General features: G+C 75.4%; 12 protein-coding genes. 7 read left to right on the top strand and 5 right to left on the bottom strand.

Annotated elements, in window-relative coordinates:
* Together PKA89_RS01250 and PKA89_RS01245 are read left to right on the top strand one after the other, a co-directional pair.
* On the top strand, nt 1-870 hold an 870-nt coding region (locus PKA89_RS01250; RefSeq protein ID WP_324415774.1), incomplete at its 5' end, for a histidine kinase.
* Complete coding sequence (locus PKA89_RS01245; RefSeq protein ID WP_324415771.1) at nt 867-1,553, top strand: response regulator transcription factor; 687 nt, start codon at nt 867-869, stop codon at nt 1,551-1,553. The genes PKA89_RS01250 and PKA89_RS01245, both read left to right, overlap by 4 nt.
* Before the next feature lie 112 nt (nt 1,554-1,665).
* Here PKA89_RS01245 and PKA89_RS01240 read toward each other — a convergent pair whose 3' ends face one another.
* Both PKA89_RS01240 and PKA89_RS01235 read right to left on the bottom strand, forming a co-directional pair.
* The gene (locus PKA89_RS01240; RefSeq protein WP_324415769.1) at nt 1,666-3,345 is read right to left on the bottom strand and encodes a DUF3352 domain-containing protein; all 1,680 of its coding nucleotides are present in this window, start codon (nt 3,343-3,345) and stop codon (nt 1,666-1,668) included.
* Between the two features lie 156 nt (nt 3,346-3,501).
* A complete protein-coding gene (locus PKA89_RS01235) occupies nt 3,502-4,578 on the bottom strand; it encodes a mannose-1-phosphate guanylyltransferase (protein ID WP_324415767.1) in 1,077 nt (358 codons plus the stop codon).
* Nucleotides 4,579-4,667: 89 nt separating this feature from the next.
* Between PKA89_RS01235 and PKA89_RS01230 the strand changes: the two genes are divergently transcribed.
* Nucleotides 4,668-5,828 carry a glycosyltransferase family 1 protein gene (locus PKA89_RS01230; protein WP_324415765.1) on the top strand — a complete coding sequence of 387 codons (1,161 nt, stop codon included), beginning with the start codon at nt 4,668-4,670 and terminating at the stop codon, nt 5,826-5,828.
* Between the two features lie 43 nt (nt 5,829-5,871).
* Here the strand turns inward: PKA89_RS01230 and PKA89_RS01225 are convergent, their stop codons facing one another.
* Nucleotides 5,872-6,384 carry a 2'-5' RNA ligase family protein gene (locus PKA89_RS01225; protein ID WP_324415762.1) on the bottom strand — a complete coding sequence of 171 codons (513 nt, stop codon included), beginning with the start codon at nt 6,382-6,384 and terminating at the stop codon, nt 5,872-5,874.
* Between the two features lie 10 nt (nt 6,385-6,394).
* The gene (gene trpS, locus PKA89_RS01220; protein WP_324415760.1) at nt 6,395-7,420 is read right to left on the bottom strand and encodes a tryptophan--tRNA ligase; all 1,026 of its coding nucleotides are present in this window, start codon (nt 7,418-7,420) and stop codon (nt 6,395-6,397) included.
* A gap of 42 nt (nt 7,421-7,462) precedes the next feature.
* On the opposite strand from trpS, the gene galK reads away from it, so the two are divergent.
* From galK to PKA89_RS01200, 4 genes are all read left to right on the top strand, one after another.
* Complete coding sequence (gene galK / locus PKA89_RS01215) at nt 7,463-8,620, top strand: galactokinase (protein ID WP_324415758.1); 1,158 nt, start codon at nt 7,463-7,465, stop codon at nt 8,618-8,620.
* A gap of 45 nt (nt 8,621-8,665) precedes the next feature.
* A complete protein-coding gene (locus tag PKA89_RS01210; protein ID WP_324415756.1) occupies nt 8,666-9,967 on the top strand; it encodes a M48 family metallopeptidase in 1,302 nt (433 codons plus the stop codon).
* Nucleotides 9,968-10,153: 186 nt separating this feature from the next.
* On the top strand, nt 10,154-11,623 hold the full coding sequence (locus tag PKA89_RS01205) for a DUF222 domain-containing protein (protein ID WP_324415754.1): 1,470 nt from the start codon (nt 10,154-10,156) through the stop codon (nt 11,621-11,623).
* 106 nt (nt 11,624-11,729) lie between these two features.
* Nucleotides 11,730-13,763, top strand: a complete 2,034-nt coding sequence (locus PKA89_RS01200) for a hypothetical protein (protein WP_324415752.1) — start codon at nt 11,730-11,732, stop codon at nt 13,761-13,763.
* Nucleotides 13,764-13,798: 35 nt separating this feature from the next.
* Here the strand turns inward: PKA89_RS01200 and PKA89_RS01195 are convergent, their stop codons facing one another.
* The gene (locus PKA89_RS01195) at nt 13,799-14,476 is read right to left on the bottom strand and encodes a DUF3558 family protein (protein WP_324415750.1); all 678 of its coding nucleotides are present in this window, start codon (nt 14,474-14,476) and stop codon (nt 13,799-13,801) included.
* Nucleotides 14,477-14,493: the final 17 nt, after the last annotated feature.

Here is a 14,493-nt window from a genome sequence, read left to right as displayed (position 1 = left end):
GCGCTCGCCGCCCTCCTGGTCTCCGGCTACGTCCTGCAGCTGGCCGGCGACTCGACCCCTGCCGAGACCGCTCTCTCTCCGCTCGTGGTCATGGGGGCGCCGGCCCTCGCCGGCGTCCTGCTGCGGCGGGCGCGGGCGCAGGCCGCCCGGCTGCGCTCGCTCGCGGCCCAGCTCGAGCTCGAGCGCGAGCACCACGCCGCAGCCGTCGCCCTCGCGGAACGTCACCGCATCGCCCGTGAGCTGCACGACGTCATCGCGCACACGGTCAGCACCATGGTGGTGCAAGCCGGAGCGGCCGAGCAGCTGCTGGCGCCGGGCTCCCCCGCGCGTGAGCCGGTCGCCGCTGTCCGGCTCACCGGCCGCGACGCCCTGGCCGAGCTGCGGCGACTGCTCGGGGTGCTGCGGTCGACGGACGGCCACCCGGTAGTGGGTCCGCAGCCGGGCCTCGACCAGCTGCCGACCCTCGTCACGGACGCGGGCGCCTCGTGGCGTACTGACGGCGAGCCGTACGCCGTGGGCCCGGGTATCGGTCTTGCCGGGTACCGCATCGTGCAGGAGGCCTTGACCAACGCCCGCCGGCACGGCGGCCCGTCACCGGCCGCCGTCCTGCTGACCTACGGTGACCAGGCGCTCGGTGTGACGATCACGAGCTCGCTCACCACCCGGGAAGCGCGCGAGGAAGGTCCTCTCGGGCACGGCCTGACGGGCATGCGCGAACGGGTCGAGCTGTACGGCGGCGCCCTGAGGACCGGCCCGGTCGGCGACACGTGGGTGGTCGACGCCTGGCTGCCGCGCACCGGCTCCGCCGACCGCGGCAACGTCGTCACCGCCGCCGAACCGGGATCGCGTGCCGCCGGGGCCCTCCCGTGATCCGGATCGTGGTCGCCGACGACCAGGCGCTCGTGCGTGGTGGCTTCCGGCTCATGCTGGACCAGCAGCCCGACATCGAGGTCTGCGGCGAAGCAGCCGACGGGGCGCAGGCCGTCACGCTGGTGCGCGAGCAGCGTCCAGACGTCGTGCTGATGGACGTCCGGATGCCCGGCACCGACGGCCTGGAGGCGACGCGGCGGATCCTCTCCGCACCGGGCACGCGGACGCGCGTGCTCGTGCTGACGACGTTCGACCTCGACGAGTACGTGGTCGCCGCTCTGCGCGCAGGCGCGAGCGGCTACCTGCTCAAGGACGTCGACCCCGACGACCTCGTCGCCGCCGTCCGCTCGGTGGCGGCCGGCGACGCGGCCCTCGCCCCGAGCGTGGTGGCGCGGCTGGTCGACGAGTACGTCCGCGCTCCCCGCGTCACGCCACCCGAGCCGCGGTTGCAGCAGCTCAGCGCCCGAGAGCACGAGGTGCTGACGCTGCTCGCCGAGGGTCTGACCAACCGCGAGATAGCCGAGCGCCTCGTCGTCAGCCCGGCGACCGTCAAGACGCACGTCGCGAGCCTGCTGGCCAAGCTGGACCTGCGCGACCGCGTGCAGGCCGTGATCCTCGCCTACGAGTCGGGGATCGTGCGGCCGGGCGCCCGCGCGCCCGGATCTGCCCCGCCGTCCCCCTGACGAGAGGACGTCGCGGACGAACACGACGTGGGTCCAGCCGGCGTGCGTGCGCGCGTAGGTCGGGCGGCCACCCAGAGCCGGTTCATGGCCTACGGCCGGACCAGGGGTCCGGTCAGTCGGTCGTGACCCGGAGGCGGCTGTGGAGGGTGTCGCCGTCGGGCCACACGGACAGGCCCACCGCCTTGAGCGGCTCGAGGTTCTTCGCGACGTCCGGCTCGTCCTTCGCGAGGTTCGCGAGCCAGTTGTCCTTGCCGTCGACGTCGAGGTAGAAGGCCACCACCGCGGTGTCGGCGTGCGGGACGACGGACCGGAACGCGGCCGAGTCGCCGAGCTTCCCGCCGGTCGCGATGGCGCCCCGGTACGCCCCGCTCGGCCCGACGATGACCGTGTCGTCGCCGACGAACGTCATCGAGAGGAGCGTCTGGAGGGACGGGTCGGTGGAGGCGAAGTGGCCGATCACCCTCGAGATGCCGGCGGGGTCGCCGACGATCTTCGCCGCGAGCGGCAGTGCCTCCGGGCCGCCGGCGTCGACGGCGGCCGGGTCGAAGGAGCCACCGAGGGACAGGACGGTCGCCGACCCGAAGAGCGTCTCGAGGTCCTCCGGCATCGCGAGCCCGGTCGCCTCCTCGACGCTCGAGTAGAAGTCCTCGACGTCGGTCTTCGCCCCACGGGCCGCCTGCGCGAACTGGGTGTCGACCCAGCCCTTGGCCGGGCTGACCGCCAACGCGGCGAGCGTGTCGTCGGGGAGCGTCGACAGGGCCGGGCCGGCACCCTTGCCGAGCATCCCGCGGGTCGCGTCGTCGAGGCCGCCGGCGCCCTCCAGCTCGATGCCGCCGTCGGCGAAGCGCAGCGTCGCCGCTCCGCCCTGGAACGAGTCGTACTGCGCCGTCACGGCGTCGAGGTTCCCGGCCTGCGAGCCGAGGTCGAAGGACTTCACGAGGGAGCGGATCTGCGCGCCCGGCTTCGGGGCGAGGTAGACGGTGGCGAGTCCCTGCTCGCCGACCTTCCCGGTCCACTCGGTGAATTCGCGCGACTGCGCGAGCGTCGTGCCGTCGGCGGCGTCGGCGACGCGCGTCGCGGTGTCGGCGTCCTCGGCGATGTAGGCCCAGCCGTCGCGCAGGACCCAGGTGGGCGTCAGGCCGCTCGTGTCCTTGGCGTCGTGGCTCTCGGAGCAGGCGAGGAGGGCGAGCAGGCCCTTGCCCGCCGCCGACTCGTCGCTCACCTGCACGACGCCGACCGGCACCGAGTCGCCGCCGACGGTCACGGCGGCGACGGCCGCGCGCTGCCCGAGCCACGACGAGACGTCGCGCTTCGGGTCGAGGTTCGTGCAGGAGCCCTTGTCGACGAGGAGGTCGGTGAGGGTCGTCCCGAGGTCCTTGTCCTCCGAGACACCCTGGTCGGCGAGGCCGGGGAACTTCGAGAGGGTGCGCAGGGCCTCGAGCTTCTGGCCCGCGGCGGGGTCGAGGTCGACGGCGAGGTAGGCGAACGTCGTCGAGGGCAGGGCGTCGGCCGGGCGCTCCCCGCCGCCGCCGAGAGCGGTCCAGGCCCAGGCGCCGGCGCCGCCGAGGGCGAGGAGGGCGGCCGCACCGCCGAGGACGAGCCCGCGCCCGAGTCCGCGACGCGGCCCGGTCGTGGTCTCCTCGACGACGACGGGCCCCGCGGCCGGGTCGGTGCCGCCGACGCTCTCGTGGGCCGGCCACCCGAAGGAGCGGTCGGGCCCGCGCAGCGGGCCGCTGGGCGGGCCGTTGGGCGGTTCGGTGGGCTGTCCGGTGGGCGGTTCGGTCGAGGACATCGTGGTGACTCCCCCTGTCGGGCGCCGGGCGATCACGCCGGGGCGCTGGCTCGATGGCGTGGCCGCTCCGGGCGGCCACGCCGCCCGAACGTTAGCGGGTCGGCCGTCCGGGCCGGTGACGCCGCTCGGAAACGGGGGCCGAACGGGTGACCCGGCTCAGAGGAGGTCCTCGCGCCCCTCGGCCCGCAGGGCGTCGACGACCGCCTTGACCTCCTGGGCCCGCGCCCGGGTCGTGACGAGGACGGCGTCCGGGGTGTCGACGACCACGACGTCGTCCATCCCGACGACGGCGACGCGGCGAGCGCCACCGGCCACGACGAGGCCGCTGCTCCCGAGCGCCGTCACCGCGTCGGCGTCGCCGAGCACGTGCGGCCCGTCACCGTCGGGCAGCAGCGCCGAGAGGCTCGCGAAGTCGCCGACGTCGTCCCACCCGAACGGGGCCGGGACGACGGCGACGTGACCCGCGGCCGCGGCCGGCTCGGCGACGGCGTGGTCGATGGCGATGCGGGTGAGCCCGGGCCACAGCTCGCCGAGCCGGGACGGCTCGGCGGCGATGGCCCGCAGGCCGTCGGCGAGGTCAGGGTGCCAGGTGTGCAGGAGGTCGAGCAGGACCCTGGCGCGGCCCACGAACATCCCTGCGCTCCACCCGTACCCGCCGGCGGCCAGGTACCCGGCGGCCCGCTCGGCGTCCGGCTTCTCGACGAACTCGACCGCCCGCAGGGCTGTCGGGAAGCCGTCGAGCCGCTCCCCCGCCCGGATGTACCCGAAGCCGGTGGCCGGATGGGTGGGCTCGACCCCGAGCGTGACCAGGTGGCCCTCGCGGGCGACCTCGACGGCCTCGCGGACCGCGGCCCGGAACGCGTCGGCGTCGGGGATGACGTGGTCGGCGGCGAACGAGCCGATGACGGCGCCGGGGTCGGTGCGCTCGACGACGGCGGCCGCGAGCCCGATGGCGGCCATCGAGTCGCGCGGCGCCGGCTCGGCGAGCACCCGGTCGGCCGGCAGCCCGGGCAGCTGGCCGCGGACGGCGTCGGCGTGCGCCGCGCCGGTGACGACGACGACGTGGTCGCCGGTGAGGGGCGCGAGCCGGTCGATGGTCGCCTGCAGCAGCGAGCGCCCGGAGCCGGTGAGGTCGAGGAGGAACTTCGGGTGGCCGGCGCGGCTCAGCGGCCAGAGCCGTGTGCCCGCTCCGCCGGCCGGGACGACGGCCCAGAACCCCTCGACCTCAGGCATGGCGCCGAGGGTATCCCGTCACCGGCCGGTCACCCGACACCCACCTCGTCGTGGCCGGCCGGTCGCGCGGACCGCCGACGCTGGGGTCCGTGCGCGTCGTCGTCGTCACCGAGTCCTTCCTCCCGACCCTCAACGGCGTGACGACCTCGGTCTGCCGCACGGTGGAGTGCCTCGCCGCCGCGGGGCACCGGGTCTCGGTCGTCTGCCCCCGGCCGGCGCCGGACGAGCACGCCGGGGTGCCGGTCCACGCGGTGCCGTCGGTCCCGGTGCGCGCCTTCCCGACCGGCATCCCGACCGGGGCGGTGCGTGACGTCCTCGAGACCGTGCGCCCGGACGTCGTGCACGTCGCCTCACCGTTCGTCCTCGGGGCCCGGGCGCTGCGCGAGACGGCACGGCTCGGCATCCCGTCGGTCGCGGTCTACCAGACCGACATGCCGAGCTACCTCGCGCAGCACGCGCCGGGGCTGGTCGGCACGGGCGCGGCCGGTGCGGCCTGGCGGTGGGTCCGCAGGGTCCACGGCCTAGCCGACCTCACCCTCGCCCCGTCCCGGCACACGACGGCCGAGCTCGCGGCGCACGGTGTCACGGCGACCGCGCGCTGGGGCCGCGGGGTCGACGCGCGCCTGTTCCACCCCGGCCGCCGCGACCGGGTCGCGGCCGCCCGGCGCGAGCTGGCGCCCGGCGGGGAGGTCCTCGTCGGGTACGTCGGCCGGTTGGCGCCGGAGAAGGAGCTCGACCGGCTCGAGGAGGTCGCCGGCCTGCCGGGCACCCGGCTCGTGGTCGTCGGCGACGGCCCGAGCCGCTCCCGGACCGCGACACGGCTCGCCGAGGCCGTCGCCGCGGCCCCCGGACGCCCCAACCGCCCGCCGGTGTTCCTCGGTGCGCGGTCCGGTGAGGCGCTGGCCGACGCGTACGGCCTGCTCGACGTGTTCGTGCACACCGGCACCCGCGAGACCTTCGGGCAGACCCTCCAGGAGGCGCACGCGAGCGGCCTGCCCGTCGTCGCGCCGGCGCGCGGCGGCCCGCTCGACCTCGTCGACCACGGGCGCACCGGCCTCCTCGTCGACCCGGACCGGCCGGGCGACCTGGCGGCGCGGATGGCGGAGCTCGTCGCCGACCCGGCCCTGCGCGAGCGGATGGGGCGGGCCGGGCGCGCGGCGGTCGAGGGACGCACCTGGTCCCGCGTCACCGACGAGCTGCTCGGGCACTACGCCACGGTGGTGGCCGGGGCCGGGAGGCGAGCGGCCTGAGCGGCGGCCTGAGCCGTGGCCTGAGACGCGGCCCGAGGCGGGGTCAGCCGCCGAGCGGCACCGACCGGACGACGCGCCACACGCCGTCCGGGTCGTGGTGGTAGAGCTCGAGGCTGCGCACCTCGAACGCGCACCGGAAGTCGGCGAGCCCGGCGAAGGCACGGTCGAGGGACTCGTCGTCGAGGTGGTGCGCGATCGTCACGTGCGGGTGGTACGGGAACTCCAGCTCGCGCCGCACCGGACCGGACCGGATCGCCCGCTCGAGCTGCTCGCAGGGCGCGATGCCGCTGGACACCTGCACGAAGACGACCGGCGAGACCGGCCGGAAGGTCCCGGTGCCGGAGAGCACCATGCGGAACGGCGCGACCTCCCGGCACAGCGCGTCGAGGTGGGCGTTGAAGTCCTCGAGGAGCTCGGGGGTCACCGCGGTGGGCGGCAGCAGCGTGACGTGCGGCGGGATGGCGCCGGCCATCGGGTCGCCGAACTCCGCTCGCGCGGACTGCAGCTGCTCGCCCCACGGTTCGGGGACGGTGACGGCGACACCGTGCATCGGCATGACGGCGACCTCAGCGGGCCGCCGGCAGCAGGCCGACGGCGTCGCGGACCCGGGCCATCGTCGCGTGCGCGACCTCGCCGGCGCGGTCGGCCCCGCGGGCGAGGATGCGGTCGAGCTCGGCGGGGTCGTCGAGCAGCTCCTTCATCCGGTCCTGGAACGGGGTGAGCGCGTCGAGGACGACCTCGGCCACCTCTTTCTTGAGGTCTCCGTAGCCGCGGCCCGCGAAGGACGCCGCGACCTCCTCGACCGGCCTGCCGGAGAGCACCGAGTGGATGACGAGCAGGTTGGAGACACCCGGCTTGGCCTCGGGGTCGTAGCGCACCTCGGCCTCGGTGTCGGTGACCGCCGAGCGGATGTTCTTCGCGATCCGGCCCGGGTCGTCCATGAGGTCGATGAGGCCCTTCGGCGAGGAGCCGGTCTTGCTCATCTTCGCCGTCGGCTCCTGGAGGTCCTGGATCTTCGCCGAGCCCTTGACGATGTACGGCTCGGGCACGACGAGCGTCTCGCCGAAGCGGGTGTTGAACCGCTGCGCGAGGTCGCGGGTGATCTCGAGGTGCTGGCGCTGGTCCTCGCCGACCGGCACGTAGGCGGCGTCGTACATGAGGATGTCGGCGGCCATGAGCATCGGGTAGGTGAGCAGCCCGACGTTGGCGTTCTGCCCCTTGGCGACCTTGTCCTTGAACTGCGTCATCCGGCGGGCCTCGCCGTCGGCGGTCAGGCAGTTCATCACCCAGCCGAGCTCGGCGTGCAGCGAGACGTGGCTCTGGCAGAACACGGCCGAGCGCTCCGGGTCGACACCGCCGGCGATGAACTGCGCGGCGGTCACGCGGGTGCGCCGGCGCAGCACCTCGGGCTCGGTCGGGACGGTCAGCGCGTGGAGGTCGGCGACGAAGTAGTAGGCGTCGAACTCGTCCTGGAGGCCCACCCAGTTGACCAGCGCCCCGAGGTAGTTGCCGAGGTGGAGCGAGTCGCTCGTCGGCTGCATCCCGGAGAGGATGCGGGGGCGTGCGCCATCGGAGGTGGGGTGACCGGGCATGGCCCCCATTGTGCCCTGCCGCCCATCCCTAGACTCACCGGCATGACGACCGCCGCCGAGACCCACCGCGACGTGTTCGGCTCGGCCCCGGCCGGGGTGTGGTCGGCGCCGGGCCGGGTCAACCTGATCGGCGAGCACACCGACTACAACGGCGGTCTCGCGCTGCCGATCGCCCTGCCGCAGCGCACCGTCGCGGCGGCGTCGACCCGCGACGACGACCTCCTGCGCGTGCACTCGGTGGCCGCGGGCGAGACCCTCGAGGTCGACCTCGGGTCCGTGGGCGCCGGCTCCCCGGAGGGCTGGGGCGCCTACGTCGCGGGCGTCCTGTGGGCCCTGCGCGAGGACGGCTTCGCGGTGCGCGGGATGGACGTCACGGTGACGAGCGAGGTGCCGCTCGGCGCCGGCCTGTCCAGCTCGGCGGCGCTGGAGTGCGCGGTCGGTGCCGCGGCGAGCGACCTCTTCGACCTCGGCCTGCTCGGCTCCGACGACGCGCGTGGCCGGCTGGCCCGCGCGTGCGTACGTGCCGAGAACGAGGTCGCCGGGGCCGCGACCGGCGGGATGGACCAGTCCGCGGCGCTGTTGTGCCGCACCGGCTCCGCCCTGCTGCTCGACTGCCGCGACGGCTCCACCGAGCAGGTGCCGTTCGACCTCGCCGCCGCCGGCCTGGTGCTGCTCGTGACGGACACCCGGGCCTCCCACTCGCTCAACGACGGGCAGTACGAGGCGCGGCGACGGGCCTGCGAGGCCGCGGCCGAGGAGCTGGGCGTCGGGTCGCTGCGCGAGGTGGCGCCCGACGGGCTGGACGCTGCGCTGGCCCGGCTCTCCTCCGACGAGCTGCGCCGGCGCACCCGCCACGTCGTCACCGAGATCGCTCGGGTGCGCTCGACGGTCGAGGCGCTGCGGGCCGGCGACCTCGACGAGGTGGGCCGGCTCTTCACCGCCTCGCACGCGTCGCTGCGCGACGACTACGAGGTGAGCTGCGCCGAGCTCGACGCGGCCGTCGAGGCGGCCGAGGGGGCCGGCGCCCTCGGCGCCCGGATGACCGGCGGCGGCTTCGGCGGGTCCTCGATCGCGCTCGTGCCGGAGGGGTCGGCCGCCGACGCGGAGGCCGCGGTGCGGGCCGCGTTCGGTGCGCGCGGATGGACCGAGCCGGCGTGCTTCACCGTCACCGCCTCCGGCCCCGCCGCCCGCGACACCTGAGGTCGGTGCGCCGCACCGACGGCCGGACGCGCCTAGGGTGCGCTCGTGACGAGGACACCGGTGCCGACCGCCTGCCCCCGCTGTGGGTCCGACCTGACCCTCGCGGTGCCGGGCTCGCTGCCGTGGTGCGGAACCTGCGAGTGGAACCTCGACGTCCACGACAAGCGGCTGGCGCCGTGGCGCGGGACGGTCCTGCTGGGGCGCTGGGGCTTCCGCCGCGGCGCGGTTCTCGACGACCGAGCCCGTGAGCGCCTCCAGGCCGACCCCGGCGCTCCGGCTCCCGCGCGCACCCGGGGCGAGGTGTGGCTCACCGCGCTGACGGGTCTCCTCGCCGTCGTGTTCGTCGCACTGCTCCTCTACCTCGCGTGGCTCGTGCTCGGGACCGACCTGCCGGTGGGTGTGCGGCTGCTCCTCGCGCTCCCCGCCGTGGCGCTCCTCCTGCTCCTGCGGCCGGTCGTCCCGACCCTGCCGAAGGGCCTGGCGGTCGGCGCGGACGCCGCCCCCGAGCTGCACGCGCTCATCCGGGACGTGGCCGATGCCGTGGGCGCGCCCCCGCCGGACGTCGTCGCGATCGACTCGAGCATCAACGCCGGTGTGGCCCAGGTCGGCTGGCGCCAGCAGTCGCTGCTCGTCATCGGCATGCCCCTGTGGCTGACCCTCCCCCGCGCGGCACGCCTGTCCGTGCTCGCCCACGAGATGGGACACCTCGTGGGCGGAGACCCCCTCCGGATGCGCCGCACGTTGCCCGCCCGCACCTTCGGAGCCCGCGCCGTCGCGGCGACCGGTGGGCGCAACCCGTGGTCCCGCGCGTTCTCGGGTGGGGCCTCCGCCGCCGAGCAGGGCGGCGGTCTCCTGGGGTTCGTCATCCACGGCGCCGTGGCCGTCGTCAACGTCGTCGCCGCGACGGTCCAGCTGCTCGTGGACTCCGTCGCGATGCCCGACAGCCGGCTCGCGGAGTACCGGGCGGACCTCGTCGCCGTCCGCGTCGCCGGGACGCGCGCGTTCCTCGAGTCGTTCGAGACGTCCCTCGTCGCCCACTACGTCTGGGAGGACCTCTGGCACATCGCGCCGCGGATCGAGCCGGACGACCTCGAGCGGTCGGCCGCTGTCGGGCTGGAGACCGCCGCGTCACGGGTTCGGGCGGAACGCCAGCTCACGCGGCGCACCACGGACCTCTGGAGCACGCATCCCAGCGCTGACCAGCGGATGCGGCTCGTCGAGTCCCTGCCGACGACCGAGCCCACCTTGACGGTCTCGGACGAGCGCTGGCAACGGGTCGACGCCGAGCTCGCGCCGTGGCGCAGGCGGACCCACCGGGCCCTCCTCGGTTCCCGCGACCGCCTCTGAGGCCTCGAGACCCGGCGGGGTGCGGCCACGACCTCGTCAGGCTGTTGGCCGGCCAGTCGCGGCCGATGCGCCTCCATGGCGTCGCTCCATGAGCGGTAGGCCGATTCCGTTCTGCTCTAGGCGACCTCATCCACAATTGACTCCGTGAAGGCTTGCCGTTCGAACTCACGTTCGATAGGATGGGGCATGGCCCCGAACCCCCTCGACCTCGCGTCGCGACGCTCCCGGTTCGAGGCTGCGCGCGAGGCGCTGGCGGGTCTCGACGAGTTGCTCTCGACGGCGTCCGGACCCGAGCTGGCCGAGGTGATGGGCGTCGTCGACGACGTCGCAGCGCTCGCCGGGGCGGCCCGGGTCCGGGTGGCGGTCGAGGCCGTCCGCCGGGGCCAGTGCTCGAGCGGTGAGGTCCACGGTTGGGTGCGCGAGCACGCGCCATCGCTGCGGCAGGGCGGCGCGAGCGCCGTCGCGGTCGTGGCCCGCCAGGTGGTCGCGGCCGACACCGGTCTCGAGCACCACGACCCCGACCCGGAGTCGTCCGCCGGCATCGTCTGCGCGGCCGTCACGTCCGGCCGGCTGGCTGCGGGCACCGCGGTCGCGGTGACGCGCGAGGTCGAACGGCTGACTCCCCTCCTCCAGCCCGCCGCGGTCCCCACGGTCACGACCGCCCTCGTCGACCTCGCGCAGCAGTGGGGCCCGTCGATGATGCGCCGGCTGCGCCCCCGGCTGCTCGCCGAGCACGGCCACCACGGCGAGTTCGACGACCTGCACCACCGCCTCACCTCGGCGGCCCGGCTCTCCGCGCCGCGGGTCGAGTCCGGCGACCTGACGGAGTACCAGCTGTGGATGACCCCCGAGCAGGCCGCCACCCTCGAGGCGTCCATCGGGCCGCTCTCCGCGCCCTCGCCCAACGCCGAGACGGGTGAGCGCGACCTGCGCCCCGCCGGCCAGCGCCGGGTCGAGGCCCTCACCGAGGTCTGCCGCCGGTCCAGCGCCGTCGACGCCGCGGCGGCGGGCGACCCGTCCACCGCGGCGGCCGTCCTCCACGTCGGTGTCGACCTCGTCGAGCTGGAGGCCCGCACCGGCGCCGGGGAGGTCCTCGGCTCGACCGCCGACGGCACCCTCGTCACCCCCGAGGCGCTCCGCCGCATCGCCTGCGACGCTGCGCTGGTGCCCTACGTGCTCGGCACCGCCGGGGAGGTCCTCGACGTCGGGCGCGTCGTCCGCCTGTTCACCCGTCCCCAGCGCCGCCTCCTGCGCCGTCGCGACCGTGGGTGCACGTTCCCGGGCTGCACCGCACCGCCCGACTGGGCGCGCGCGCACCACGTCCGGCACTGGGCCGACGGGGGCGCCTCCGACATCGCCAACGCGGCGCTGCTCTGCCAGGCCCACCACACCACCGTCCACCGCCGCCGGCTCTGGGCCGAGGTCCGTGGCCGACCCGGCCCCGACGGTCGGCACGTCGTCTGGGACCTCACCGACGGCTCCTACGACCGGCACCTGGCCCGCCTCGCCGCCGAGGAAGGGCCCCACGAGAAGCCGTCGACGACCCTCCTCCACGCCCTCATCGGTCCGCTGCCGCCCGAGCCGGCCGACCCCGACCTCGAGGACTGGTGGCGCGAGCTCGACGCCGACGACACGTCCCTGACGACCGCCGGCTGACGAGCCCGGCGGGTCCCCTCGAATCCGCCTCGCCGGACGACCGTCGTCCCGTACCTTGTCCCCGACCGCCGCGGATCGTCGCCGGCCGACCACCTTGGGGACCCCGATGCTTCGTCCGACCCGACGAGTCGCCTCGTCGCTCGCCGTGGCCGCCGTGCTGGCCTCCCTGGTCGGCGCCGCGCCGGCCCGCGCCGCCGACCCCGTCGACCCGCTGGTCGCCGTGAAGACGGTCACCTCGGTCGTGCCGGACGCGCCGACCCCGGTCGTCGACGGGCCGTTCGACCTCGTCGTGGAAGTCACGGGCGGGGTGACCGACGACCTGACCGTCATCCCGTGGCTCCCCTCCTGGTCGTGGGCGCCCACGGCACCCGCGCAGACCGTTCCGGCCGGCAGCTGCCCGGTGTCGTGCGAGCTGACCTGGCGCATCGACCCCGCCCAACAGGGCACGCCGTGGTGCCCGGGGTTCTCGCGCGTCGACGTCCGGGCCGCGATGGCCGGGCGTTCGGTCGTCACGTACGGCAGCGCGGTCTACTACCAGCCCACCGTGTCGCCCACGTTGGCCACCTTCGTCGCCGATTCCACGCCGAACACCCCGGGGTACACCGGGGCGGTCGTCGACACCGGTGCACAGGTGACCTTCCGCGGTGCCGCCGGTCGGCTCCCCGACGAGCAGGTCGAGGTGCTCGTCCTCCCACCCGGCGGCTACAGCTCCGACGAGAACCGGCTGGACCTCCCGCCCCTGATGAACGCGGCCGGCAGCTGGACGACGGACGACCCGGTCCTGGGACTGGCCACCGGACAGGTGCACCTCGACACGAGCGGTCTCGCCGAGGGCACCTACCGGCTCGTGGCGCAGGCGCACGACGCCGCCGGCCACTACTCCTGCGCCGGGTCGAGTGGGATGGTGGTGCGTCATCGTCCCGTCGTGACGCTCAGCGTGGACGGCGGCGGCGTCGTGGCCACCGGGTCACAGGCCACCCTGCGGGTCGACGTCGCGGAGCCCCGCCCCTCGTCCGCGGCCCTCGGCGGCCTCCGCCTCACCGTCGGTGGCTCCACGACGGTCGTGCCCTCGGGGATCTGGCGCCGGCCGCCCGGCACCTTCACGCCGAGTGACACCATCACCACCGTCCCGACGACCGGGCTCCCTCCGGGGCCGGCCCTCCTGACCGTCGACGTGCTCGACGTGACCGGGGCGACGGTCGGGTCGCAGACCACGACGCTCCAGGTCGCGGACTTCCACGACACCGTGGCCGTCCCGACCTTCGTCGTGGGCGAACGCGGGACCATCCGCTTCACGGCGAGCGCACCCTCCGGGACGACGATGCACCTCTGTGACGTGACGACCACGACCAGCCGGCTCCAGTACGTGAGCCCGAACCTCTGCCCCGGCCCGGCCGCCACGAGCGTGGACGGCACGACCTCGGTCATGCCGGTGGCCGCAGGACCGGCGACGGTCGAGTCGAGGATCCTCATGGACGGGGCCGTCCCGGGCCAGACGCGCCGGATCCCGGTCACCGTGTACGCCAACCGCACGGCCACCATCTCGGCCCCGGCACGCGCGGCCTACGGTGCGACGGCGGTGGCCACCGTCGTCGTCCGTGACCAGACGGACCTCGGGACCGACGGAGGAGTCGTCAGGATCTCCCCGGCACCCGGCGTCCGCGTCACGGTGCAGCGACGCAGGGCGGGCACCTCCACGTGGTCCACCGTCGGCACCACCGTCACCGGCTCGACCGGCGTCGCCTCGCTCCGGTACGTCACCGTCGGGTCGGGAAGCCTGCGCGCCGTCCTGCCCGCTGCCGCCCCGGCGAGGACGGTCGTCACCGCGGAACGGCCGGTGACGTCCGTGGCGACGGTCGCGTGGTCGACCGCACCGACCACGGTGCGGTCCGGCGCGTCGTGGTCGGCCGTGGTCATCACCCGGCCGTACGAGCGGGGTGCGACCGTCCGCCTGCAGGCCCGCCGACCCGGGGCGACGTCCTGGGTCACCTTCGCCCCCGGAGCGGTCGCGTCCACCGGGGCAGCCCGGGCGCCCGCCCGGCTGGGCACCCGTGGCACGTGGGAGATCCGCGTGCTCCGCGTCGGCACGGTCGGCCAGGCGGTCGGCTACAGCACGGTCCGCCGCGTCAAGGTCGTCTGAGCAGGTCAGGTCCGGTTTGTCGGACGGCCGCCCGCTCAGCCCAGGGAGCGCTGGTGCGCGCTGGCGGCGGCCGCGGACACCTCGTCGAGCGGCAGCGGGGTCGTGAGCCCGGAGGGCGAGACGATCGCCAGGGAGGTGAAGCGGCCGTCCGTGCACAGCTGGGCGGTGAGGCTCTGCGCGTCCTTGCTCGACGGGTAGGCCTGGATCGAGCGGTCGCTACCGGGCGCCTGGCCGCCGATGGTCAGCAGGTCGGAGAACAGGCCGCAGGCCTCGCCGTCGGCGACGCGCCCACCCCGCTCGACGATGCCGCTGGCCTTCTCGAGCCGGGCGAGCCCTTCCGGGTCCGACCCGGCCCCCGCGGACTTGACGCCGGCGATGACCTGCGGCAGGGAGGCCGCCCAGTCCGAGGCGCGCAGCGAGATCACCTGGGCCACGGTGTCGCCCGCACCCTTCCACTGGCAGATCGGCTGACCGGCCAGCGTCCCGGGCTCGGCCGACTGGCCGGTGCCGCCGGCGATCCGAGCGACCTCCGCGGCCGTGAGGAGCGAGCACGGGTCACTCGCAGCCGCGGTGGAGGAGCCCGAGGCCGACGGCGCGGCCGACGACGACGGTCCGGGACCCGTCGTGCCGGACTCGCTCGGCGTCGCGCCACCATCCCCGGCACTGCATCCGGCGACGAGGAGGAGGCCGGCGAGGACGAGGAGGGGACGCACCCGGCGAGGGTGCCACA

It is taken from the genome of Phycicoccus sp., from assembly GCF_035325325.1.
In the GTDB taxonomy this organism is placed as follows: domain Bacteria; phylum Actinomycetota; class Actinomycetes; order Actinomycetales; family Dermatophilaceae; genus Phycicoccus.
The sequence above is the reverse complement of the archived record's forward strand: the minus strand, read 5'-3'. Positions and strand labels throughout refer to the sequence as shown.